Source organism: Caulobacter radicis (assembly GCF_003094615.1).
GTDB lineage: Bacteria > Pseudomonadota > Alphaproteobacteria > Caulobacterales > Caulobacteraceae > Caulobacter > Caulobacter radicis.
In genome coordinates, this window is record NZ_QDKO01000023.1 from 55323 (window position 1) to 77854 (window position 22532).

Here is a 22532-nt window from a genome sequence, read left to right on the forward strand (position 1 = left end):
GCTAAAATCCTATAAAACAAGTAGAAATATATATGCTGAGCGCGGCGCGGCGTTGGCGCGCGAGCCGCCAAAATGAGGAAATTTGAGCCAAGCCGTTGGCCTAAATGAATTTGTTTCGACTGCCCGTGTCGAATTGAACCTTACTCCGACGATAGAAAAACTGGAGCGATAAGCGCCACGAGCGGCCTTAAGGCGGCCCCACTGTTTGTTTCTGGGGCTTACCGTTCATGTCCAAGTCGACGCTTGCGCTCGCCGCGCTTCTGGCTTCCGCCGCCATCCCCACCTTCGTCCACGCCCAGGCCGCGAACGCGCCGGCCGACGCCTCCTCGACGGCGGTCGACGAACTGGTCGTCACCGGCACCAACATCCGCGGCGCCTCGGCCAAGGGCTTCAATCCGGTGCAGGTGATCGGCATCGAGGAGGTGAAGACCTCGGGCAAGGTGACGGTGGCCGACCTGCTGCGCTCGATCTCGGCCAACACCGGCAACTCGACCAACGAGACCAGCAACAGCGGCTGGGCCTCGGGCTCGGCCGGCATCGGCCTGCGCGGCCTGTCGCAGAAGAACACCCTGGTGCTGCTGAACGGCCGCCGCGTCGCCAACTACGGCTTCCCGTCCAACGGCCTGTCGGACACCTTCGTCAACCTGAACGCCCTGCCTCTGGTGGCGGTGCAGCGCATGGAGGTGCTGAAGGACGGCGCCTCGGCCATCTACGGCTCGGACGCCGTGGCCGGCGTGGTCAACATCATCACTCGCCAGAACTTCCAGGGCCTCGAGGGCGGGGCCACCTACGGCACGTCGGGCGAGGGCGGCCTCGACACCTGGCGTGGCAAGCTGGTCGGCGGCTTCGGTGATCTCGACGAGGACCGCTTCAACGTGCTGTTCAGCGTCGAGGCCTACACCCGCGACCGCCTCGACCAGGACGAGCGCGACCTGACCAAGTCGGGCATCTATACCGGCCAACCGGGCGGCCGCTGGAACGGCTGGAGCGCCAAGGGCGCCCGCTTCCTGGTCAATGGCGCGTCGGTTCCGTTCCTCGACGCGGCCGGCAACTGCCCGACCGGCATGGTCCGCACCGCCAGCGCGCCGATCGACGGCCTGGCCGGCGAGACCTGCGCCATCAACCTGTCGCCGTACACCACGCTGATCCCGTCGACCGACCGCTATCAGGGCTATGTCAGCGGCACGTACCGCGTGACCGACAACGTCGAACTCTTCGGCGAGGCGGTCTACAGCTACATCAAGGGCGCCTCGATCTTCGGCTCCAGCCCGTACTTCACGCTCGAGGGCGGCCGGTTCGCGCTGAACGCCACGACGGGCCTGGCCGAGCCGGTCTCGAACCTGCTGCCGGCCAACAATCCCTACAACCCCTACGGCGTGGCCACGCCGATCGAATATACCTTCTTCGACCTGGGCCAATCGCTGAAGACCAACGTCTCCAAGGCCTATCGCGTCCTCGGCGGCGTGCGCGGCAAGAACGAGCGGTTCGACTGGGAGTTCGCCGCCTTCGCCTCGGCCAGCGACGAGCGCGAGACGGTCGCCGCCGGCTTCGCCAACCGCTGGGCCCTGGCCGACGCCCTGGCCAAGGGCACGCTGAACCTGCACCAGCCGGAAGACACTCCCAGGGCCGTGCTGGACGCCATCCGCCTCAGCACCGTCCGCCCGGCCAAGTCGGAGCTGTACGGCGCCGACTTCAAGATCTCCGGCGAGCTGTTCCAACTGCCGGCTGGTCCGGTCGGCTACGCGGCGGGCGTCGAGTACCGCAACGAGTCCCTGGTCTCGCGCAATCCCTGGCAGATCGACGCGGGCCTGCAGGTCCGCCCGGCCATCGCCGCCGTCGACGGCGAGCGCGAGGTGGTCGCCGGCTATGTCGAGGCCAACGTCCCGATCCTGCCGACCCTGGAGCTGCAGGTCGCCGGCCGCGGCGACCACTACAGCGACTTCGGCAGCGCCTTCTCGCCCAAGGCCGGCGTGCGCTGGCGTCCGAGCGACAAGGTGACCCTGCGGGCCTCGGCCTCGCGCGGCTTCCGCGCCCCGTCGCTGTCGGAGAACTCGGCCTCGACCAACATCTCCTACGGCACGGTGGTCGACCCCTACGATCCGGACCTGCCCGGCTCGCGCCAGAGCCCGACCTTCTTCACGGTCGGCAACACCGACCTGGACCCCGAGCGCACGCGCTCGTTCAACGTCGGCGCGGTGTTCACGCCGCTGCGCGGCAGCCTGATCAGCATCGACTGGTACAAGATCAAGCTCAGCAACCTGGTGGGCACGGGCAACACCACCTCGATCGTCCAGGGCAACAACCCCGCCGACGTGATCCGGGATTCCCGCGGCAAGCTGGTGGCCGTCTACAACCGCTACCAGAACCTCACCGAGCTCACGACCTCGGGCCTGGACATCGAACTGGGCCAGAAGCTGAGCACCGAGACCTACGGCGACTTCACCGTCTCGACCGCCTACACCCACGTCTTCGACTATCGCCGGCCGGTCACCCCGGGCGGCGCCCTGGTCAACTACGCGGGCAACAACCGCGGCCCGGTGCTGCCGGCCGACAAGGCCACCACGCGCCTGGGCTGGAGGATCTCGGACCTCGACGCCAACCTGACCTGGTACCACACCAGCGGCTACGACCTGATCCCGACCGTCGCCGGCCAGAGCCGCGTCGACGCCTACGACCAGGTCGACCTCTATGTCGGATGGTCGGGCTTCAAGAAGGTGACGATCTACGCCAAGGTCGAGAACGTCTTCGACGAGGCGCCGCCGCACGACGCCAACTTCCCCGGCATCCGCGCGCCGTACGACTTCAGCCAGTACGACCTGCGCGGCCGCTACTTCCAAGTCGGCTTCGACTACCGCCTGTAAGCGTCCTCCGATCGAGTAGAAACATCATGTCCATCAAGTCCTGGATCCGGAGCGCCGCCCCCGCGGCGCTCCTCGCTGCCGCCGTGGCCGGCGCGACCCTCTCCGCGGCGCCGGCCGCCCTGGCCGCGCCGATCGGCTACTATTTCCCGCAGGCCGCCACGGCCGACCTCGATCCCGCGATCCCGACGCCGGAGGCTTTCCTCGGCTATTCGATCGGCTCGCAATACACCCGCCATGATCAGGTCGTGGCCTATCTGAAGGAACTCGACCGGCTCTCCGACCGGATCACGGTCGAGGAGATCGGCCGCACCTACGAAGGCCGCCCGCTGCTGGCGGTGATCGTCACCTCGCCGGCCAACCAGGGCCGCCTTGAGGAACTGCGCACGGCCCACGCCGCGCTGGCCGATCCGTCGGCGCCGCAGCCCGACTTGGCCAAGACCCCGGTGGTGGTCGGCCTCTACTACGGCGTCCACGGCAACGAGACCTCCAGCGGCGAGGCCGCGCTGCTGACGGCCTACTATCTCGTCGCCGGTCGCTCGGCCGAGGTGACCGACTGGCTCGACAAGGCCGTGATCCTGATCGATCCGGTCCAGAACCCCGACGGCCGCGACCGCGCCGCCAACTGGCACAATGCCTGGAAGAGCAACCCGCCGGTCTCCGATCCGCTCGACAAGGAGCACGTCGAGGCGTTCCCGATGGGGCGCACCAACCACTACTTCACCGACCTCAACCGCGACTGGCTGGCCATCACCCAGGCCGAGACGCGGGCCAAGCTGAAGGTCTTCCACCGCTGGCTGCCCAACGTGCAGATCGACTTCCACGAGATGGGGACGGGCAGCACCTATTATTTCGAGCCGTCGCCGGCCAGCATGGAAAGCCCGCTGCTGCCCAAGGCCTCGTACGAGTTCAACAAGGTGCTTGCCAGGTACCACGCCAAGTCGCTCGATGACCTGGGCTCGCTCTATTACACGGGCGAGAACTACGACAACTTCTCGGCCGTCTACGGCTCGACCTATCCCGACTTCCATGGCGGCGTCGGGGTGACGGTCGAGCAGGCCAGCTCGCGTGGCCTCGTGCAGGACGCCGCTGGCGGCAAGGTCGAGTTCCCGTTCACGATCCGCAACCAGGTGGCCACGGGCCTGGCCTCGGTGCGCGGCGCGGTGGCCGAGCGCGAGGGGCTGTTCAAGCTGCAGCGCGACACCTTCCGCACGGCGGTGGAGGAGGGGCGGCGCTACAAGTACGGCGCCTTCGTGTTCGGCGACCCGGCTGATCCGGGCCTGTCGCGCCAGACCCTCGACCTTTTGCTCCAGCACGGGATCGAGGTCCACGCCCTGGCCGCCCCGGTGACCGTCGACGGCCAGGCCTATGCGCCGGGCAGCGCCTGGATCGTGCCCTCGGCCCAGCCGCAGTTCCGGCTGGTCCACTCGATCTTCGAGCCGACGCCGCCGACCAAGGGCGGGGTCTACGGCAGCACCTCCTACGCCATTGCGCCAGCCTACAACCTGGCTGTCGGCCGCCTGTCGAAGGCGCCGGCGCTGGGCGCGGCGGTGACCGAGGTTCCGGCGGCGGTCGGCGGCGTGGTCGGCTCCGAGAGCGCCTATGCCTACGCCGTCGACTGGCGCGACCTCAACGCGCCCAAGGTGCTGTCGAGCCTGCTGCAGCGAGGCGTGAAGGTGCGCGCCGCGTTCGATCCGTTCACCGCCGGCGTGCAGGGAGGCCAGACGGCGTTCGGGCGCGGGACCCTGGTGGTGACCACGGCCGGCCAGTCGCTTGCGGCGGCCGAACTGCGGGCGGCGGTCGACAAGGCCTCGCGCGACGCCGGCGTCGTCGCCTACGCCCTGGCCTCGGGCCGCAGCCTGTCGGGCGTCGATCTGGGCAGCGAGAGCGTCCGCCCCCTGCGCACGCCGAGGATCGCGCTGGTCATGGGCGAGGGCGTCAACGCCACCGAGATCGGCTCGACCTGGTTCTCTCTGAGCGAGCGCCTGGGCTTCCCGGCCACCAAGCTCGATCCGGCCCAACTGCGCCGCGCGCCCCTGGGCGGCTACACCAGCATCGTCCTGGCCGGCGGTCGTTACGACGATTGGAGCGAGGACACGGTCGCGGCCCTGCGCCGCTGGGTGCAGTCCGGCGGTTCGCTGGTGACTTACGGCGCGGCCTCGAAATGGGCGGTCGCCAAGGGCCTGGCTGGCCCGCCGCCCAAGGCCGCCGAGCCCGAGGCGGCCAAGGCCGAGGAGCGGCAGGACTTCGCCCAGCGCCGCGACGCCCTGGCCGAGAAGCGCAGCGCCGGCAACGCCCTGTCGGCCGACGCCGACATCACCCATCCGCTGGCCTTCGGCCTGACCCGGCGGGCGCTGTTCGTGAACAAGGAGACCGACGTCACCCTGTCGCCGGTGGCCGACGCCTTCTCGAACGTGGTGCGGATCGACGCCCAGCCGGTGGTCAACGGTTACCTGCCCGAAGCCCTGCGCAAGCAGGCGGCGGGCTCGGTCTGGGCGCAGGTGGCGCGCTCGGGCGAGGGCAACGTGGTGCTGTTCGCCGACGACCCGGCCCACCGCAAGTATTGGCTGGGCACCGAGCGCCTGCTCCTCAACAGCCTGTTCTTCGCCAACCAACTGGCGCCGTCGGCCCGATGAGAGGGGGCGGCCGGGCGATAGCTGCGCGCTCGCCCGGCCGCCTCTGGCAGGCAAGAAGAGCTGACAGCCGGGCCGTGACGAGGACGAGGTAGGGGGCGAGCCTGGGACTTTGGGCCATGCGATCAACGACCAAAGTCTAGGCCGGGGACTACGGTTGGCCGGATGGGCTGCGCGAGCCGCGTCGCGCTATTGCCTACGGTAAGCGTCAGGCGCTCTTTTCGAGCCACGGGACGCGCTTTTCCGCGAGGCCCGGCATGGCGGCACAGATTTCGAAGACGCGCCTGGAAGCGTTCAGCGACGGCGTGATCGCGATCATCATCACCATCATGGTGCTGGAGCTGCAGCCGCCCAAGGGCGGCGACCTGGCGGCCTTGCTGCCGTTGCTGCCGACCTTTCTCGGCTACGCGCTGAGCTTCACCTATGTCGGCATCTACTGGAACAACCACCACCACCTGCTGCGGGCCGCGGGCGGCATCAGCGGTTCGGTGATGTGGGCCAACCTGCACCTGCTGTTCTGGCTGTCGATGATCCCCTTCGCCACGGCCTGGATGGAGCAGAGCCACTTCGCCCGCGTGCCGGTGGTGACCTACGGCGTGCTGCTTCTGATCACCGGCGCGGCCTTTCGTCTGCTGGCCTCGCGCCTGGCGCGGCACGAGGGGCGGGAGTCGGCCCTGGCCGCCGCATTGGGCGGGGACTGGAAGACGAACCTGTCGATCGCCGGCTACGCGGCCGGGGTGCTGGTCGCCATCGCCTCGCCCACGGCCTCGCTGGCCTTCTACGTGGCCGTCGCCGCGCTGTGGCTGCTGCCCGATCGACGCGTCGCCCACCTGGCCGACGGTCGCCACCACGCCGCCGAGAACTGAGCGGCGGCGCTTCCAGAAACGAGGATCGAGATGGATTTCGAAGGCGAACACCAGGGCAAGGTCGCCCTGGTGCTGGGTGGATCGCGCGGTATCGGCGCGGCCATCGTCGAGCGGCTGGCCATGGACGGAGCCAAGGTGGCCTTCACCTACTTCGCCTCGCCGGACCAGGCGCAGGCGCTTACCGTCAGGCTTGGCGGCCAGAGCTGCGAGGTCGTCGCCATCCAGGCCGACAGCGGCGACGCCGCCCGGGTCGAGGCGGCGATAGACGAGACGCTGGCGCGGTTCGGGCGGCTGGACATCCTGGTGGCCAGCACCGGCGTGCTGCACCGCGGCCCGATCGAGCAGATCTCGCTCGAGGAATTCGATCGGGTGATGGCGGTCAATGTTCGGGGGGCCTTCGCGGCCGTGCGTCACGCCGCGCCCTTGATGACCGATGGCGGGCGGATCGTCACCATCGGCAGCAACATCGTCGCCCGCGTCGGCTTCACGGGAGCGACGCTCTACACCATGGCCAAGGCGGCCGTGGCCGCCCTGGTCAAGGGCGCGGCGCTGGACCTGGCTTCGCGCGGGATCACGGTCAACAACATCCAGCCCGGGCCGACGACGACCGACATGACCTCCGCCCACGTGGAGATGATCCTGCCGCTGATCCCGCTCGGCCGCATGGGCCGGCCTACGGAGGTGGCGGGCCTGGTCTCGTACCTGGCGCGCGACGAGGCGGGCTTCATCACCGGCGCCAGCCTGACGATCGACGGCGGCGTCTCGGTCTAGCGACGACGAAAGGAACCGGCTGGAGCGATCGCTCCAGCCGGTCCGCAACCATTCCGAACGATCGGATCAGCGGCCCAGGATCAGGGCGGCCTTGTGCGTGTTGCGCGCGGCCCAGAGGGTTGCGACCCAGCCCAGGATCGCCGGCAGGGTGACCGCCGGGAAATCGCGCGGGATGACCGAGACGGAGCAGATCCCGACCGCCACCTCCCAGAAGTGGAACAGGGCGTGGCCCGAGAGCCAGATGGCCGGGGCGGCCCACAGGAACAGGCGCAGGTCGGGCCGTTTGGCGCCGCACAGGAAGCTTGCGCCGATCAGCATGAACACCAGGCCGATGTCGCGGATGAAGTGCTGGTTGTACGACCCGGTCGTGGTCACGCCGGGCACGGCGAAGTACCAGCCCTCGGGCGAGATCAGCATGAACAGGCCGTTGGCGATGGCCGCCACGCCGAGGACGACGGCGAGGCCGACGATGATGGATTTCGTCACGGTGGGTCCTCCGAGGAGCAGTGGAAAAGTCACGCCCCGGCCTGCTGGGGGAGCCGGGGCGTGACGGAAGGCGGCCCGGCGTCGCGGGGTAGCAGGGACTGGCCGCCTTCCGGCGTCGAACAAGCGGGGGGAGAGTTCGACGCGTCCTTTAGGCCGCGGAGGCGGCCGGCTGCGCGGCGTGGCCGGTGCGCGCGGCCACCTGCAGGCGGTTCCACGAGTTGATCTGGCCGATCAGCAGCGAGAGGGCGGCGATCTCGGCGTCGCTGAACTGGGCCTTGACCAGGGCGTAGTCGGAATCCGGGGCGCGGGTCGTGGCGATGAAGGTCAGGGACTCGGTCCAGGCCAGGGCGGCGCGCTCGCGGTCGGTGTAGAGCGGGGACTCGCGCCAGGCGTCGAGCATCTGGATGCGCAGGTCGGTCTCGCCATGCTGGCGGGCGTCCACCACGTGCATGTAGATGCAGAAGGCGCAGCCGTTGATCTGCGAGGCGCGCAGGCGGACGAGCTCGGCGAGGCTGTGCTCGAGGCTGGTCGCGTTGATGGCGGTCTCGACGGCCAGCATGGCCTTGGTCACTTCGGGGACCAGCTGGAACGGGGCGAAGCGGGGCGTGGTGGTCATCGTCGTTTCCTTTGTGACGGTGAAGACGACGCCACTGTGCTCGGCGGACCGGGATGTGAGCCATCGTGCGCGAAGGGCGAAGCCCTAGCGCCTTGGTCTAGGGCGGTCGTTCGCCGTCCGGCGGGCGCGGAAGGCGCCAAGCTGTCCGTGGGACGGGGCGAGGTCGCCCGACGGCTGGGCGCCGTACGCCTTTGGTCCAGGTTCGACCCGCCCAGCGTATCGATCGGGGTCGCATGGCCTCTCCCTCGGACCAGACGGGCCAGTCCTTGGTCCATGCGCTGGACCAGGCCGTACGCCGTCGCGGCCCGCGTCGCATACCCTCGTACCGATGGCGGGGGCGGGGGCTTCTCCTAGGCTGCGGCGGCTGTCTTTGGAGGAGAAGCAAGATGAAGATCGTCGTCATCGGCGGGACGGGCCTGATCGGCTCGAACGTCGTCGCCAAACTGACCCGCCTGGGCCACGAGGCCGTCGCGGCCGCGCCCAACACCGGCGTCAACACCGTCACGGGCGAGGGCCTCGCCGAAGCGCTGGACGGCGCCGAGATCGTCGTCGACGTGGCCAACTCGCCCGTGTTCGAGACGGGGCCGGCCCTGGAGTTCTTCCTGGCTTCCGGCGGCAACCTGCTGGCGGCCGCCGCCAAGGCGGGCGTCAAGCACCATGTCGCCCTGTCGGTGGTCGGGACCGAACGGCTGCAGGACAGCGGCTACTTCCGCGCCAAGATCGTGCAGGAGGCCCTGATCCGCGCCTCGTCGATCCCGTTCACCGTCCTGCGTTCGACCCAGTTCTTCCCGTTCGTGGCCGGAATCGTCCAGGCCGGAACCGTGGGCGACGAGGTTCATGTCTCGTCCGCGCTGGTGCAGCCCATCTCGGCCTTCGACGTCGCCGAGGTGCTGACCGACGTCGCCCTGGCCGCGCCGGTGAACGGCCTGCTGGAGGTGGCTGGACCGGAAGCCTTCGGCCTCGACAAGTTCGTGGCCCGCTATCTCCAGGCCAAGGGCGACGCCCGCAGGATCGTGAGCGATCGCAAGGCGCTCTATTTCGGCGTCGAGCTCGACGAGCGTTCGCTGGTTCCAGGAGGCGCCCCCATCCTGGGATCGGCCACCTTCGAGGACTGGCTGAAAACCAGCGTCCCGGCGCCCGCGCCGGCCGCCTGACCAACCCGCCTCGTCATGACGGCGCCGGACGCAGCCCTTCGCGTCCGGCGCCGTTTTAGTTTCAGCCGCCCGCAGGAGGCCGCCATGAGCCAGTCCGACATAGATGTTTCCCGTCCCGATCTTGCCCTGGGCCTGACGGTCGAAGAGATCCCCGAGGCGGGTGTGCTGGCCGGCCGGGTCGGCGAACAGCCGGTGATCCTGGCCCGGGTCGACGGCCAGATCGTCGCCCTCGACGGGGCCTGCACCCACTACAGCGGCCCCCTGCACGAGGGGCTGCGGGTGGGCCAGACCATCAACTGCCCGCTGCATCACGCCTGTTTCGATCTGCGCACCGGCGCGGCCCTGAAGGCGCCCGCCCTGGCGCCGCTCGACCGCTGGAAGGTTGAGATCGAGGGCGAGCGGATCTTCGTCCGCGAAAAGCTGCCCAAGGCCGCGCCGAACCTGGCGCCGGGGCGCGACGCGTCGGGCGATCCGGCGTCGATCGTCATCGTCGGCGGCGGCGCGGCGGGTTTCGCGGCCGCCCAGCGGCTTCGCGACCTGGGCTATGCCGGCGACCTGACCCTGGTCAGCGCCGACCGCGACGCGCCCTATGATCGGCCGAACGTCTCCAAGGACTACCTGTCGGGCGACGCCGATCCGTCCTGGATGCCGCTGAAGGGCGAGAGCTTCTATCGCAAGCGCGGGATCGCGCTGCGGCTCGACACGCGTGTCGAGGCCATCGACGCGGCCGAGCGCCGGGTGACGTTGCAGGACGGCGAAACGCTTGGCTACGACCGGCTGCTGCTGGCCACCGGCGCCGAGCCCAACCGTCCCCCCGGGCCGGACTTCGCGCGCGACAACGTCCATGTGCTGCGCAGCCTGGGCGACGCCGACCGCCTGATCGCCGCCCTCGGCTCGGCCCGCCGGGCGGTGGTGGTCGGCTCCAGCTTCATCGGGCTGGAGGCCGCCGCGGCGCTGCGGATCCGTGGGCTGGAGGTTCATGTCGTCGGTCCGGACGCCACGCCGCTGGAAGCCAAGCTGGGTCCCGAACTGGGCGCGATGATCAAGGCCGTGCACGACGAGCGCGGGGTGGTCTTCCACCTCGGCCGCAAGGTGCAGGGCTTCGACGGCGCGCGGCTGGCCCTCGACGACGGCTCGACGATCGACACCGACCTGGTGGTGCTGGGCATCGGGGTGCGGCCGCGCCTGGAGCTCGCGCAGGCGGCGGGCCTGGTCGTCGATCGCGGCGTGGTGGTCGACGAGGCCCTGCGCACCAGTGATCCGCATGTTTTCGCCGCCGGCGACATCGCCCGTTACCCCGGGGCCGGCGGCGAGCTGGTCCGCGTCGAACATTGGGTGGCGGCCGAGCGCCAGGGCCAGATAGCGGCGGCGACCATGCTGGGTCTGCCGCCAGAGCGCGAGCCGCCGTACTTCTGGAGCGCGCACTACGACCTGACCATCCGCTATGTCGGCCATGCCGAGCGCTGGGACAGGATCGAGGTGATCGGCTCGACGGCCGACCGCGACGCCGAGGTTCGCTACATCGACGCAGAGCGCCTGGTCGCCGTGGCGACGGTGAACCGCGACATGGCCGCGTTGCTGGCCGGGCAGGCTCTGGCCGGCGGCTGATCTTCGGGAAGGCCGAAAAGGACTCGCGCGCCCAGGGGATCCGGGGCGCGCGAGCCGTCCGTTCTCAGGCCGCGGCGGTGGAGGCGCGGCGCAGCCAGAGCTCGAACTCGGTGTGGCCGAAGCGCGGCGTGCCGCCCGACAGCAGGGTCTCGTCGCTGAGCGGCGTTCCGAAGTAGAGCGCCTGCGGATCGGCGACCACGGCGCGGACGTCGCGGCGCGAGGCCATGTAGCGCTGCACCAGGTCGTCCAGCCGGAACGGGTCTGGGCCCGCCACCTCGATGGTTCCGTTGACCGGCGAGCGCTCGACGAGGTCGGCCAGGGCGCCGGCGACGTCGTCGGCGGCGATGAACTGCACGCGCGCCGGGTTGAGGCGCACCGTCTCGCCATCCAGGCCGTCCGCGATGATCGCGCCCAGGAACTCGAAGAACTGCGTGGAGCGCAGGATCGAGAACGGCACGGCGCCGCCCTGGACCAGCTTCTCCTGCGCCAGCTTGGCGCGGAAATAGCCGCTGCCTTGCAGCCGCTCGCAGCCGACGATCGACAGCGCCAGGTGGTGGCGCACGCCCTCGGCGGCGGCCGCGGCCAGGATGTTGCGGCTGGAGGCCTCGAAGAAGGCCATGGCCGTCGCCTCGTCGAACGTCGGGGCGTTCAGCACGTCGACGACGATGTCGGCCCCGACCATGATCTCGTCCAGACCCTGGCCCGTGACGACGTCGACGCCCGAGGCGCGCGAGGCGATGCGGACATCGTGGTTGCGGCGGCGCAGGACGTCCACCAGCCGGGAGCCGACCACGCCGGTTCCCCCTGCGACTACGACCTTCATGACATTCACCCTTGCTTGCGGCGGTTCTGGTTGGCGGGGACGGGCGCCTGCAGGCTGGCGCGCAGCCAGTCGTGGAAGCGGGTCGGGGCCAGGCGGGGGAAGCCCTCCGGCAGCAGCGAGGCCTCGTCCAGGCGGGCGCCGAAATAGGGGACCTCGTCGTCGACCATGACGCGGCGGGGGTCCTCGTAGGCGGTCAGCACCTCGCTCGCCAGCTCGTGCAGGCGGAAGCGCTCGGGGCCGGCGACCTCGATCGTGCCGTTCAGGGGATCGCCCAGGACGATGTCGGCCAGGGTCTCGGCGACGTCCTCGGCGGCGATCGGTTGCACGCGGGCGGACGACAGGGCCACTTCGCGGGCGGAGCCGTCCTGGACGACGCCGCTGATGAACTCGAAGAACTGGGTAGAGCGCAGGATGCTGAAGGGCAGGCCCGAGGCCCTGAGCAGGTCTTCCTGGCGCTTCTTGGCCCGGAAGTAGCCGCTGGCCTGCAGGCGGTCGGTCCCGACGATCGACAGGGCGACGTGATGGCGCACACCGGCGGCCTTGCCGGCGGCCAGGATGTTGCGTCCGGCCGTCTCGAAGAAGGTCATGGCCGCCTCGCCGTCCAGCGAGGGCGACTGGGTGACGTCGACGACGACGCTCGCGCCGTCGAAGGCCGCGTCCAGGCCCTGGCCGGTCACCGCGTCGACGCCGAAGGACGGCGAGGCCTCGAGGACGCGATAGTCGTCCTGGCGCAGGTTGTAGACGAGCTTCTCCCCGATCCGCCCGCTGCCGCCAACCACTACGATCTTCATCTTCGTGCCTCCACTTGCGGCCCGAAGGCCTGGACGGAAAAGCTAGAAGGCGGGGCGGGATGGGGTCGATTGGGGGAAAGGGCGGGGGCGACCTATACGGCCGTACAGGTCGCCCCCGATCTCAGACCTGCAGGCCTTCGCTGGCCAGGGCGGCGGTGACGGCCGGGCGGGCCTTCATGCGCTCGAAATAGGCCGCCAGCGGCGCGGGCAGGACCACGCCGTTGGGCCTGGCCCAGGTCATGATCACGAACAGGTAGGGGTCGGCCACGGTCAGGTCGGGTCCCAGCAGGTAGCCGTCGCCGAGGCTGGCGGCCAGGTACTCCAGGCGCAGGCTGGCCAGGGCGCGTGCCTTGTCCTTGGCCTCCTCGGTGACGTCGGGGACGAAGAAGGCGTGGAAGCTCTTGTGCACCTCGGTCGAGATGTAGGCGAGGGCCTCCAGCAGGCGGAACCAGCCCAGCGGTCCTTCGGGACGCAGCTTCGGCGACTGCTCGGCGATCCACGACAGGATGGCGATGTTCTCGGTGATCATCTCGCCGCTGTCGAGCACCAGGGCCGGCACGTAGCCCTTGGGGTTGATGGCCGCGTAGTCGGCGCCGGTCTCGGTCGTGCGGGTGTGCAGGTCCACGCGCTCGAATTCGCAGCGGATGCCGGCCTCGGCCAGGGCGATGCGGTCGGCGAGGCTGCACGCGCCGATGGCGTAGTAGAGTTTCATGGAACGGGTCTTCCGCGGAGTTGTCTGAGGTGGGCGACGCTAGGACGCGGGCCCGGCCGGGGCGATTGGGCCAGGAGGCGGGGGCGACCTATCCCAAGGTATGGCGCGTTCAGGCCCTCGGCGGCTGGTCGCCCTAGCAGCGACCCAGGGCGGCGGCCAGATGCCGGAGCAGCACCTGGTCCCTGATCGGCTTGATCAGATAGGCCACCGCGCCCGAGGCCAGGCAGCGCGAGCGGGTCAGCGCGTCGGGATTGGCCGAGATGATGATGACCGGCAGGCCGGGATCCATGCAGCGCATGTGCTGCTGCAGCACCAGTCCGCTCTTGCCGGGCAGGTTGAGATCGGTGACGAGGCAGATGAAGCGGCCCGGCGCGTAGGCCGACAGGAAGCCGTCGGCGTCGGCGAAGGTGCGGCAGTCGTAGCCGGATACCTCGAGGAGCTCGGCCAGCGCCTGGCGCAGCGCTTCGTCGTCGTCGATGATCGCGAAAACAGGCGCGGTGGACAAACTGTGGCCCTTACTCGGCGAACGGCGATAGCGGCTCTTATCCATCGTCCCGATCCGGGGCCGGTCCTACCTATCCAAAAGGCTTATCCGGGAAGTTCGTCCCGCAGATGCTCGGGCAGGGACTGCCAGGCGCGGACGAGGTGGGTGACGAAGGGGGCGCGCATCTTCTTCATCACGCTGCTGCGATGAAGCTTCACGGTCACCTCGGTGATGCCGAGGTCGTAGGCGATCTGCTTGTTGAGCGCGCCCTGGACCACGGCCCTCATGACCTGCCGCTCGCGCGGGGTGAGGGTGACGAACAGGCCGGCGTTCTGGCGGGTCGTATGGGCGTCGCCGCGCTTGGCCAGGTCGGCGGCTATGGCCTTGTTGACCGCGTCCAGCAGGGTCTGGTCGCGGGCCGGCTTGGCCAGGAAGTCGACGGCGCCGGCCTTCATGGCCTGCACGGTCATCGGGATGTCGCCATGCCCGGTGAGGAAGATGATCGAGGTGAGGATGCCGTTGGCGGCCAGGTGGCTCTGGAAGTCGAGCCCGCTGAGGCCCGGCATGCGCACGTCCAGGATCATGCAGCCGGGACGGTGCAGCACGTCGGCGTCGAGCAGTTCGCGGGTCGAGCCGAAGCAGATCGACTCTATGCCCACCGACTCCAGGAGTTCGCAGATCGACAGCCGCACGGCGTCGTCGTCGTCGACCACGATCACCAGCGGCACGAGGTCGCCGCCGCGGGCTTCGGCGGCCGAAAGGCTGCGCGGTTCGCCCGCCACCGTCATGCGCGACGCCGGCGACCATGCGTTGGCGATGCGCGCGTCGCGGTCCGGCGCGTATGAGACGAGCTCAGTCATCGGAAGACCTCCTGCGCGTTCCGGCCCTGATGGCCGAGATCCGTGATTGTTCTCTGTCGCGCGCCCTTGCGCCGAGCCAGACGTCGATCTCTGGCGCGAACTCGGGCGGCGCGGGGATGTTGTCGACGACGTCGAGCAGGCTGGTGCGGGCCAGCTCGGCGCGCATGGCCTTCTCGGCCCGGAGCATGATGGCGTGGATGCCGCAGACGCGGCGCGTGGCCCAGCGCGGGGCCTCGTCCTCGAACAGCGCGCAGTTTCGGCGCACTTCGCGGCAGGTGATCAGCGACTTGCGGCCGTCGATGGCGTCGGCGACGTCGAGCATCGAGATGGTCTCGGGCGGCCGCGCCAGGCGATAACCGCCGTTGATGCCGCCGCTGGAGGCGACGATCCCGGCCTTCTCGAGCCTGGGCATGATCTTGGCGATCATGGCGGGCGACACGCCCTGGAGTTCGGCGAGGTCGCGGCTGCTGACCGGGGCGTCGCGGGCGACCAGCCAGGTCAGGCAATGCATGCCGTACTCGACCGCCGCGCCATAGAGCGCTCCGCCGCCCTGGGGCGGGGAGGGCATCTTTCCGGCGGGCTGTTCGGCGTGCGGGTGGGTGCTGTTCATCGTAACGCGACCTTGGTTGGTCCGCGTTATCACGCCGCTCTCCCAAGGCGTGCAACGGCTAACCGATGCACGCCCTCTTCAGGGGGGAGGGGCGCTCCCCCCGCCCGGGCGGCCAGGGCCCCCTAGTCGTCATATCCGGCTTCGAGCGCCGCCTCGGTCTCGGCGGCCGAGCGGCCGTCGACCTGGAATTCGACGTGCGCGGCGAGGAACGCGATGCGGCCCGACAGCGAGTCGAAGGCCGCCTTGGGCGCCTCGTAGCTCCAGGCCACGTTGTCGACGATGTGCTGGTCGCGATAGATCGTGAAGTAGCGCGCCTCGCCCTTGTGCGGGTTGTGGGTGACCTTGTCGGTCTGGCGCAGGAAGATCATGAACACGTCGCGGCGCGGGAAGTAGTAGACCGGCGGCCGCCCGGCTTCATGCACCGTGACGACGTCGTCGCTGTCGGCGATGTCGTGGCCTTCGAACAGGGCGCGCACGCGCCGCGCCTCGCGCGTCAGCGTGTAGATCTGGTCTGTTTCCCCGGTGGTCATGGCGGTGGCCTTTCCTTGCTTCTGGCGAGAAGGGTCGAGCCGGACAGGTAGGGTGCTCGCCTACCGCTTCGTTGGTCGCAGGATGAAATCGGAAAAAATCCTGCGTTCACCATCCCTGTCACGTCCGATTGACACGGCTCGCCGCCATTGGGGCGGGGATCGGCCGGCGGTTGTAGCTATCCGCTGGACGCACCGTTCGGGCCTCGCGGCCGGCGACCGACTAGGCATGTTCGGACAAGGCCTAGTCCGAACCATGCCAAGGGATAGGCGAGGCCGCTTCCAGGCGAGGCCCGCCGCCCCATGTGGCGGTTCCACGGGGCGTTGGCGAACGGGCCTCCAGCCTGCAAAGCCGAGCGCCGAGCGCCAAGCCCGGCGATCAAGGCGGGACTAGTCGATCTGGAACGCGAAACGCCTTCGCGGACCATCCAGAGGCAAAGCCATGTCCAAGACCACCACTGTCGCCGCCGCGGCCCTCGTCGCGACCGCGCTGTCGGGCGCCGCCGCCGCCCAGCCGATCCTCGATCCCGCCGCCCAGGCCTTCGTGGACTCCCTGGCCGGGGGCAAGCCGATCTACACCATGACCCCGACCGAGGCGCGGGGCGCGCTGTCGGGCGCCCAGGCGATCCCGGTCGCCAAGCTTCCGGCCCGCATCGAGGACAAGGTGTTCCCGGTGGGCCCGACCGGATCGGTCCGCGTTCGCATCGTTCGCCCCGAGGGCGTGAAGGGCAAGCTGCCGGTGGTGCTGCACATCCACGGCGGCGGCTGGGTTCTGGGCGGTATCGACACCCATGATCGCCTGACCCGCGAGATCGCCGTCGGCGCCAAGGCCGCGGTGCTGTTCGTCGACTACGACCGCTCGCCCGAGGCGCGCTATCCGGTGGCCGTCGAGCAGGCCTACGCCGCCCTCCAATACTTCATCGAGCACGCCGACCAGTTCGAGGTCGATCCGTCGCGCCTGGCCATCGTCGGCGACAGCGTCGGCGGCAACATGTCGGCCGCGCTCACGCTGATGGCCAAGGCCCGCAACGGCCCGAAGTTCGACCTGCAGGTGCTGCTCTATCCGGTCACCGACGCCAATTTCGAGACGGGGTCCTACACCACCTTCGCCGAGGGGCCGTGGCTGACCCGCAAGGCCATGCAGTGGTTCTGGGACGCCTATGCCCCTGACGCGGCCAGCCGCAAGCAGCCGACCGTCGCGCCGTTGCAGGCCAGCGTCGAAGAGCTGAAGGGTCTGCCCGAGGCGGTGGTGATCGTCGACGAGAACGACGTGCTGCGCGACGAAGGCGAGGCCTATGCCCGCAAGCTGCTGCAAGCCGGCGTGCGGGTGACCTCCACGCGCTACAACGGCACGATCCATGACTTCATGATGCTGAACGCCGTCGCCGAGACCCCGGCGACCCGGGCGGCGGTGCTGCAGGCCAACACGGCGCTCTACAAGGCGCTGCACAAGTAGTCGCGGAAGGCGGCGGACGGTCTGGAGATCGTCTGCCGCGAGGATCCCGAACCGGGTCGAGTCGTCTTCCGCGGGCGACCGCCGGCAAGGAACGACGCGGATTGGGGGCGCGCGGCGCCCCCGTCCGTGTGAGGGCGGCGGGTGGCCGGAGGGCTACCCTTTGCTTCATGAAGAGGTCCCACGCACGCTCCATCGTCCGATCCCGCCGGGCCTTGCTGTTGGTCACGCGCCTGGGCGAGCGCATTTTCGAGGGAGGGCGGCGATGAGCACGGTCTTCCGCAGCCTGGCGCGTAGCGAGCGGGGCGATCTCGTCGACCTCGCGTCCGAGGCGGTGGTGGTCTGCGACCCGTCGGGCGTGGTGCGGTACTGGAACCCCGCGGCCGAGGCCCTGTACGGCTGGCCGGCCATGGCGATGGTGGGGCTGGGCCTCTCTGACCTGGCGGCCGATCCGCTGCTGCACGACGAGGAATGGGCGCTGCTGCTGCTGGAAGGCGCCTGGGAGGGGGCGGTCCGGCGGCGCGGCGCGATCGGACCGGCCGTGGTCGCCAGCGGCCGCCGGACGGTGCGTCGCAATCCGGACGGCTCCCCGCGCGACGTCGTCGAATACAGCCAGCCCTTGGCCGTGCAGGCCGAGGAGACGCCGCTCGAGGCCCGCGCGGGCCACCGGCGAGCCTCGGCCGCCTGCTGGGAGCTGGACATTTCCGCGGCCGCGGCGGCGCAGACCGGCGCCGCCCTGCTCGAGGCGTGCAGGATCATCGACGCCAACACCCGGGCCGTTCGCCTGTTCGGCGCGACGATCGGCCGAGAGCACATGGCGGGGCGGGCCCTGGTCGACTTCTGGCCGGCCGAGAGCCGCGAGAGCCTGGCCGAGCTGCTGGGCGCGGCCCTGCGGCAGCCCTCGGTGTCGCCCCTGGCCCGCGCGCTTGGTCCGCACGGCCTGCTGGCCGGCGCCACGGCCACCGCCTGGCGTTCGGCCGAGCCCGCGCGTCCGGACGTGCTGTTCCTGATGGTCAACGCGGCGGTCTGCGATGATCGCACCGCCTGGGAGCTGCAGGCCAGCGAGGACCGTTACCGCAAGCTGATCCACTTCTCGCCGACGCCGCTCTGGCATGTCGACGCCCGGCGCTCGGGCGACGAGCTGCATCGCCTGCGCGCCGAAGGGATCGACGACATCATGGCCTATCTCGACGCCAACCCGGCGCTGGTCGAGCTGGCCAAGGACATCGTCGTGGTCACCGACGTCAACCAGGCCGCCGTGTCGCTGTTCGGGGCCCGAAACCCTGCCGAGCTCCTGCAATCGGTCCGCTACCTGTTCTCGGCCACGCCGGAAATGGCCAAGCGGGTGATGAAGGCCCACTTCGAAGGGGCGCGGAACTATGTCGAGCAGGCCAAGATGGCCACCTTCGACGGCCGCATACTCGACGTGGTGTTCAACGTCACCTATCCGACGCCGCCCGAATACATGGACACCACCTTCATCACCATCGAGGACATCACCGAGCGCCTGCGTACCGAGGCCGAGCTGCGGCGGCTGCAATCGAATTTCGCCCACGCCGCGCGGGTCTCGACCCTGGGAGAGCTGGCGACCTCGATCGCCCATGAGGTCAACCAGCCGCTGTCGGCCATCCTGACCAACGCCGAGACCAGCCTGCGCTGGCTGGGCCAGCCACGTCCCAATCTGGGCAAGGTGCGCACGCTGACCGAACGCATCGCCGTCAGCGCCAGCCGGGCCAGCGAGATCATCCAGCGCATCCGCGGCATGGCGATGAAGCGCGAGCCCCAACCGGGCTTGCTGGATCTGTCCAAGATCATCGACGAGGCGCTGACGATCGTCCGCCACGACGTGGAGACCAAGGCGATCGCGCTGATCCTGACGGTCGAGCCGGGGCTGCCGGCGGTGGATGGCGACCGGGTCCAGCTGCAACAGGTGCTGGTCAACCTCCTGGTCAACAGCATCCAGGCCATCGAGAACGCCGGCGTCAACCTGCGCGAGATCCGCCTGGGCGCGGTCCGGGCGGGACGCGGGGTGGTGATCTGGGTTCACGACAGCGGGCCGGGGATCGCCGAGCAGCACCTGGCCAGCATCTTCGACGGCTTCTTCACCACCAAGGAAACCGGCATCGGCATGGGGCTGGCCATCTGCCAGTCGATCATCGCCGAGCACGGCGGCGAGATCTCGGCGGCCAATCATGAGGACGGCGGGGCGATCTTCCGGATCACCCTGCCGTTCGGGCGGAGCGTCTAGGCGGTCTTCTCCGTCACTTGCCGCAGCTGGCTGTGCGCTCGCCGCCAGGCGTTGGGCGGGGCGCCGTACTCGCGGTGGAACAGGCGGGTCAGGTGGGGCTGGTCGGTCAGGCCGCAGGCCAGGGCGACCTGGCTGATCGGCGCCTCGGTATTGACCAGCAGCATGCGCGCCCGCTCCAGGCGCAGGCTCATGACATACCGCGAGAAGCACTGCTTGAAGCTCTTCTTGAAGGCCCGGGAGAAGTGGCTGCGGCTGACCCGTACCATCGCGGCCAGGTCGTCGAGGCGCAGCTGCGTCTCGAGGTTCTGGCTGATGTGGGTCTCGATGCGCTTGCTCTGCCAGGGCGCGAAGCCGCCGCTATGGACCAGCGGCGTGGGCGCGCCGCCCACCAGCTGGATGGCCCGCGCGAGCTTGGCGCGGATCTCGGACTGGTCCGGGGCCAGTTCGTCGAGCGCGGCGACCAGCAGGCCGGCGACCAAGCGATACGAACCGCTGCTGGTGGTGAGGTTGATCGCTGGCTCCATGGCGCAATTTCCGTCTCTGCATCCGTCTCGCCGAACCCGTGGATCCCGTTGGTGGGGCGCATGGGGCGGCAGCGTCGGACGGAAGGGTACGGACGGCGAGGGCGACGATCGATCCGGGCGTTGGGCAGGGCCGACCTATACCGGCGGGTAGGATCGGGCGGCGAGCGGCGTGCCCGCGGCTCAGGAAGGGTTGCGCGCCATGGCCGCCAGCTGTTCGGCGACGAAGTCGGAGAACAGTCGCGCGCGCAGGGGCTGGAAGCGGCCGAAGGCGTGCAGCATCCGCAAGGGCACCACCGGCAGGGGAGCGTTGGGCATGACGACCTCCAGCCGGCCCGCGCGGATATCTTCGTCGACGGTCCAGCGCAGCAGCTGGGCGACGCCGACGCCGTTCAACGCCGCCGCCCGCAAGGCGAAGCCGGAATCGCAGTCCAGAACGCCCTCCGGAGACAGCGTCGCGCCGTCGGCGAAGCGGATGGGGAAGGGGCGTCCGCCCAGGCGGTATCCGACGTGACGGGCGGCCGCCAGTTCGGCCAGGGTTTCGGGGCGGCCGTGGCGGTCGAGATGCTCAGGCGAGGCCACCAGGGCCAGCGGCGCGGCGCCCAGCGAGCGGACGACGAGATCGCTCTCCTCGACCTGGCCGGCGCGCAGGGCCAGGTCATAGCCCTCGCGGATCAGGTCGACATGGCGGTCGCTCATGTCGAGTTCGAGCTTCACGCCCGGGTGCCTTGGCATGAACACCCGGGTCAACGGGTCCAGTAAAAGGCGGCCAAGGTCGGTGGGCATCGACACCCGCAGGCGCCCGGTCGCCGCGGCGGCGGTCTGCACGACGTCCTGCGCCTCGCCCAGGGCCCGCAGCAGCGGCATGACCCGCTCGAAATAGGCCGCGCCCTCGGGGGTGAGGGTCAGGGTGCGGGTCGAGCGCGCGAACAGCTGCACGCCCAGCCGGGCCTCCAGTCGCGCGACGCTCTTGGACACCGACGAGGGCGTCGCTCCGGCCTTGCGGGCGGCGGCGCTGAACGAGCCGGTCTCCACCGCGTCGATGAAGGCCGACAGTCCGGCGGCGTTTTCGAGAGGATTGTTCATTTTGTCCATGATGGCACAAAAGATGTTCTGTTCTGCGTTCTTATAAGAATTTCGCTCACGTCTATCTAGGTGTCCGAACGCAAGCAGATGCGATCGGAGCAAAGCGAAATGGACTCCCTCAAGAACAAGGTCGCCGTGATCACCGGCGGCGCCAGCGGCATCGGCCTGGCTTCGGCCAAGCTGTTCGTCGAGCAGGGCGCGAACGTGATCGTCACCGGCCGACGGCCCGACGCGGTGAAGGCGGCCGTCGCCGATATCGGCCCGCGGGCCTTCGGGGTCGTCGGCGACGTCGCCGATCCTGGTCACCACGAGGCGGTGGCCGACGTGGTGCGCGAGCGCTTCGGCGGCCTCGACGTCTACATGGCCAATGCAGGGATCAACACGATCACGCCGTCGCCGCTGGTCTCGGAAGACGAGTACGACGCCCAGTTCGCGGTCAATACCCGCGGCGTCTTCTTCGGCGTTCAGAAGGTCGAGCCGCTGCTGCGCGACGGCGGGGCGATCATCCTCACCGGCTCCATCGCCGCCGGCAAGGCGCTGGACGGGCATGCCGCCTATGCCGGCTCGAAGGCGGCCCTGGGCGCCTTCGCGCGGGTCTGGGCCATCGAGCTGCGCGAGCGCCGTATCCGCGTGAACCTGCTCAGCCCGGGCCCGACCGACACCGCCATTCTCGAAAAGCTGGGCGTGCCGTCCGAGCAGCGACCGGCCTTCGAGGCCGGCATGGCCGCCCGCATTCCGCTCGGCCGCATGGCCCGTCCCGACGAGACGGCCAAGGCGGCGCTGTTCCTGGCTTCCGACGCCAGCAGCTTCATCACCGGCATCGACCTGAAGGTCGACGGCGGCATGACCCTGCTGTGAGCGATCCCACCCCATCAGGAAAGAACACCATGACCAAGGAAATCTACGACCCCGCCATCATCGACTTCGTGTTGCGGGTGATCCGCCTGGGCAGCGCCTACGACATGGAGGGCATGGAGGCGCTCTACACCGCCGACCAGTCGCTGCTGTTCCTCGACGACGAGGGACGCGTGGTGCGCAGCAGCCGCGCCGACATGCTCGCCGAGTTCCGGGGGCGGCGCGACGACGGCGAAGCTTCGCTGTCGACCGAGCACCGCTTCCTGCACGTCGAGCAGCAGGGCGACCACGCCACGGTGCTGCTCTATCGCCGCATGAGCCCGGCCACGCGCCCGGCGCTCTACGAACTGCGGCTGCGCAAGGAGGCGGGAAACTGGATGGTGGCCGGCGAGACCGTGCTGCCCTGGCCCGACCTGGCTCATGCCGGGGATTTCCTGCCGCCCCGAGCGCTTGCGCGGGCGCCGCAGGCCGCGGGGGCCGGCGACCCTAGACCTTAGCACGAGGGGAGCAGGCCCATCCGCGAGATAGGCCTGCTCCCGGCCGCCGGCTCATCCTTTTGCGCGAGGGCCC

General features: G+C 69.7%; 21 protein-coding genes. 10 read left to right on the forward strand and 11 right to left on the reverse strand.

What is annotated here, in order from left to right; all coding sequences use genetic code 11:
* The first annotated feature begins 227 nt into the window (after positions 1-227).
* From DDF62_RS14555 to DDF62_RS14570, 4 genes are all read left to right on the forward strand, one after another.
* Positions 228-2861: a TonB-dependent receptor plug domain-containing protein gene (locus DDF62_RS14555; RefSeq protein ID WP_116489762.1), complete on the forward strand. Its 2634-nt coding sequence runs from the start codon at positions 228-230 to the stop codon at positions 2859-2861.
* A gap of 26 nt (positions 2862-2887) precedes the next feature.
* Positions 2888-5494, forward strand: a complete 2607-nt coding sequence (locus DDF62_RS14560) for a M14 family zinc carboxypeptidase (protein ID WP_116489763.1) — start codon at positions 2888-2890, stop codon at positions 5492-5494.
* Between the two features lie 254 nt (positions 5495-5748).
* Positions 5749-6357, forward strand: a complete 609-nt coding sequence (locus DDF62_RS14565) for a TMEM175 family protein (protein ID WP_208866873.1) — start codon at positions 5749-5751, stop codon at positions 6355-6357.
* Between the two features lie 30 nt (positions 6358-6387).
* Positions 6388-7128, forward strand: a complete 741-nt coding sequence (locus tag DDF62_RS14570; RefSeq protein WP_116489764.1) for an SDR family oxidoreductase — start codon at positions 6388-6390, stop codon at positions 7126-7128.
* Positions 7129-7194: 66 nt separating this feature from the next.
* Here DDF62_RS14570 and DDF62_RS14575 read toward each other — a convergent pair whose 3' ends face one another.
* Together DDF62_RS14575 and DDF62_RS14580 are read right to left on the reverse strand one after the other, a co-directional pair.
* Complete coding sequence (locus tag DDF62_RS14575) at positions 7195-7614, reverse strand: hypothetical protein (protein WP_116489765.1); 420 nt, start codon at positions 7612-7614, stop codon at positions 7195-7197.
* 148 nt (positions 7615-7762) lie between these two features.
* On the reverse strand, positions 7763-8230 hold the full coding sequence (locus tag DDF62_RS14580) for a carboxymuconolactone decarboxylase family protein (protein ID WP_116489766.1): 468 nt from the start codon (positions 8228-8230) through the stop codon (positions 7763-7765).
* A 386-nt stretch (positions 8231-8616) separates the two neighbouring features.
* Here DDF62_RS14580 and DDF62_RS14585 point away from each other — a divergent pair, with 386 nt between their 5' ends.
* Together DDF62_RS14585 and DDF62_RS14590 are read left to right on the forward strand one after the other, a co-directional pair.
* Positions 8617-9384, forward strand: a complete 768-nt coding sequence (locus DDF62_RS14585) for an SDR family oxidoreductase (RefSeq protein WP_116489767.1) — start codon at positions 8617-8619, stop codon at positions 9382-9384.
* Positions 9385-9468: 84 nt separating this feature from the next.
* The gene (locus DDF62_RS14590) at positions 9469-10992 is read left to right on the forward strand and encodes an FAD-dependent oxidoreductase (RefSeq protein WP_116489768.1); all 1524 of its coding nucleotides are present in this window, start codon (positions 9469-9471) and stop codon (positions 10990-10992) included.
* Between the two features lie 64 nt (positions 10993-11056).
* On the opposite strand, the gene DDF62_RS14595 is transcribed toward DDF62_RS14590, so the two are convergent.
* From DDF62_RS14595 to DDF62_RS14625, 7 genes are all read right to left on the reverse strand, one after another.
* On the reverse strand, positions 11057-11815 hold the full coding sequence (locus DDF62_RS14595) for an SDR family oxidoreductase (protein ID WP_116489769.1): 759 nt from the start codon (positions 11813-11815) through the stop codon (positions 11057-11059).
* Between the two features lie 5 nt (positions 11816-11820).
* Positions 11821-12606 carry an SDR family oxidoreductase gene (locus tag DDF62_RS14600; protein WP_116489770.1) on the reverse strand — a complete coding sequence of 262 codons (786 nt, stop codon included), beginning with the start codon at positions 12604-12606 and terminating at the stop codon, positions 11821-11823.
* A gap of 121 nt (positions 12607-12727) precedes the next feature.
* Positions 12728-13318, reverse strand: coding sequence for a glutathione S-transferase N-terminal domain-containing protein (locus DDF62_RS14605; protein ID WP_116489771.1), 591 nt, complete (start codon positions 13316-13318; stop codon positions 12728-12730).
* A gap of 133 nt (positions 13319-13451) precedes the next feature.
* Positions 13452-13823, reverse strand: coding sequence for a response regulator transcription factor (locus DDF62_RS14610; RefSeq protein ID WP_165828727.1), 372 nt, complete (start codon positions 13821-13823; stop codon positions 13452-13454).
* Between the two features lie 83 nt (positions 13824-13906).
* The gene (locus DDF62_RS14615) at positions 13907-14662 is read right to left on the reverse strand and encodes a response regulator transcription factor (protein ID WP_244286823.1); all 756 of its coding nucleotides are present in this window, start codon (positions 14660-14662) and stop codon (positions 13907-13909) included.
* On the reverse strand, positions 14655-15272 hold the full coding sequence (locus DDF62_RS14620; RefSeq protein WP_244286824.1) for an RrF2 family transcriptional regulator: 618 nt from the start codon (positions 15270-15272) through the stop codon (positions 14655-14657). Before DDF62_RS14620 ends, DDF62_RS14615 begins: the two co-directional genes overlap by 8 nt.
* Before the next feature lie 122 nt (positions 15273-15394).
* Positions 15395-15802, reverse strand: a complete 408-nt coding sequence (locus DDF62_RS14625) for a DUF427 domain-containing protein (RefSeq protein WP_116489773.1) — start codon at positions 15800-15802, stop codon at positions 15395-15397.
* A 439-nt stretch (positions 15803-16241) separates the two neighbouring features.
* Here DDF62_RS14625 and DDF62_RS14630 point away from each other — a divergent pair, with 439 nt between their 5' ends.
* Both DDF62_RS14630 and DDF62_RS14635 read left to right on the forward strand, forming a co-directional pair.
* The gene (locus DDF62_RS14630) at positions 16242-17255 is read left to right on the forward strand and encodes an alpha/beta hydrolase (protein WP_116489774.1); all 1014 of its coding nucleotides are present in this window, start codon (positions 16242-16244) and stop codon (positions 17253-17255) included.
* A gap of 262 nt (positions 17256-17517) precedes the next feature.
* Positions 17518-19500 carry an ATP-binding protein gene (locus tag DDF62_RS14635; RefSeq protein WP_116489775.1) on the forward strand — a complete coding sequence of 661 codons (1983 nt, stop codon included), beginning with the start codon at positions 17518-17520 and terminating at the stop codon, positions 19498-19500.
* Here DDF62_RS14635 and DDF62_RS14640 read toward each other — a convergent pair.
* Both DDF62_RS14640 and DDF62_RS14645 read right to left on the reverse strand, forming a co-directional pair.
* Entirely contained in the window at positions 19497-20024 is a 528-nt protein-coding gene (locus DDF62_RS14640) for a helix-turn-helix domain-containing protein (RefSeq protein WP_116489776.1), read from the reverse strand. The two genes, DDF62_RS14635 and DDF62_RS14640, sit on opposite strands and share 4 nt — an antisense overlap.
* A gap of 180 nt (positions 20025-20204) precedes the next feature.
* A complete protein-coding gene (locus tag DDF62_RS14645; protein WP_208866874.1) occupies positions 20205-21107 on the reverse strand; it encodes a LysR family transcriptional regulator in 903 nt (300 codons plus the stop codon).
* A gap of 108 nt (positions 21108-21215) precedes the next feature.
* On the opposite strand from DDF62_RS14645, the gene DDF62_RS14650 reads away from it, so the two are divergent.
* Entirely contained in the window at positions 21216-21965 is a 750-nt protein-coding gene (locus DDF62_RS14650) for an SDR family NAD(P)-dependent oxidoreductase (protein WP_116489778.1), read from the forward strand.
* A gap of 29 nt (positions 21966-21994) precedes the next feature.
* Positions 21995-22459 carry a hypothetical protein gene (locus tag DDF62_RS14655; RefSeq protein ID WP_116489779.1) on the forward strand — a complete coding sequence of 155 codons (465 nt, stop codon included), beginning with the start codon at positions 21995-21997 and terminating at the stop codon, positions 22457-22459.
* Positions 22460-22532: the final 73 nt, after the last annotated feature.

Coding starts and splice junctions, on each gene's coding strand:
- DDF62_RS14585 (WP_116489767.1), top strand. CDS start 8,617: ATGAAGATCGTCGTCATCGGCGGGACGGGCCTGATCGGCTCGAACGTC.
- DDF62_RS14645 (WP_208866874.1), bottom strand. CDS start 21,107: ATGAACAATCCTCTCGAAAACGCCGCCGGACTGTCGGCCTTCATCGAC.
- DDF62_RS14565 (WP_208866873.1), top strand. CDS start 5,749: ATGGCGGCACAGATTTCGAAGACGCGCCTGGAAGCGTTCAGCGACGGC.
- DDF62_RS14605 (WP_116489771.1), bottom strand. CDS start 13,318: ATGAAACTCTACTACGCCATCGGCGCGTGCAGCCTCGCCGACCGCATC.
- DDF62_RS14615 (WP_244286823.1), bottom strand. CDS start 14,662: ATGACTGAGCTCGTCTCATACGCGCCGGACCGCGACGCGCGCATCGCC.
- DDF62_RS14560 (WP_116489763.1), top strand. CDS start 2,888: ATGTCCATCAAGTCCTGGATCCGGAGCGCCGCCCCCGCGGCGCTCCTC.
- DDF62_RS14655 (WP_116489779.1), top strand. CDS start 21,995: ATGACCAAGGAAATCTACGACCCCGCCATCATCGACTTCGTGTTGCGG.
- DDF62_RS14555 (WP_116489762.1), top strand. CDS start 228: ATGTCCAAGTCGACGCTTGCGCTCGCCGCGCTTCTGGCTTCCGCCGCC.
- DDF62_RS14625 (WP_116489773.1), bottom strand. CDS start 15,802: ATGACCACCGGGGAAACAGACCAGATCTACACGCTGACGCGCGAGGCG.
- DDF62_RS14570 (WP_116489764.1), top strand. CDS start 6,388: ATGGATTTCGAAGGCGAACACCAGGGCAAGGTCGCCCTGGTGCTGGGT.
- DDF62_RS14635 (WP_116489775.1), top strand. CDS start 17,518: ATGAGCACGGTCTTCCGCAGCCTGGCGCGTAGCGAGCGGGGCGATCTC.
- DDF62_RS14620 (WP_244286824.1), bottom strand. CDS start 15,272: ATGAACAGCACCCACCCGCACGCCGAACAGCCCGCCGGAAAGATGCCC.
- DDF62_RS14595 (WP_116489769.1), bottom strand. CDS start 11,815: ATGAAGGTCGTAGTCGCAGGGGGAACCGGCGTGGTCGGCTCCCGGCTG.
- DDF62_RS14630 (WP_116489774.1), top strand. CDS start 16,242: ATGTCCAAGACCACCACTGTCGCCGCCGCGGCCCTCGTCGCGACCGCG.
- DDF62_RS14590 (WP_116489768.1), top strand. CDS start 9,469: ATGAGCCAGTCCGACATAGATGTTTCCCGTCCCGATCTTGCCCTGGGC.
- DDF62_RS14640 (WP_116489776.1), bottom strand. CDS start 20,024: ATGGAGCCAGCGATCAACCTCACCACCAGCAGCGGTTCGTATCGCTTG.
- DDF62_RS14580 (WP_116489766.1), bottom strand. CDS start 8,230: ATGACCACCACGCCCCGCTTCGCCCCGTTCCAGCTGGTCCCCGAAGTG.
- DDF62_RS14650 (WP_116489778.1), top strand. CDS start 21,216: ATGGACTCCCTCAAGAACAAGGTCGCCGTGATCACCGGCGGCGCCAGC.
- DDF62_RS14600 (WP_116489770.1), bottom strand. CDS start 12,606: ATGAAGATCGTAGTGGTTGGCGGCAGCGGGCGGATCGGGGAGAAGCTC.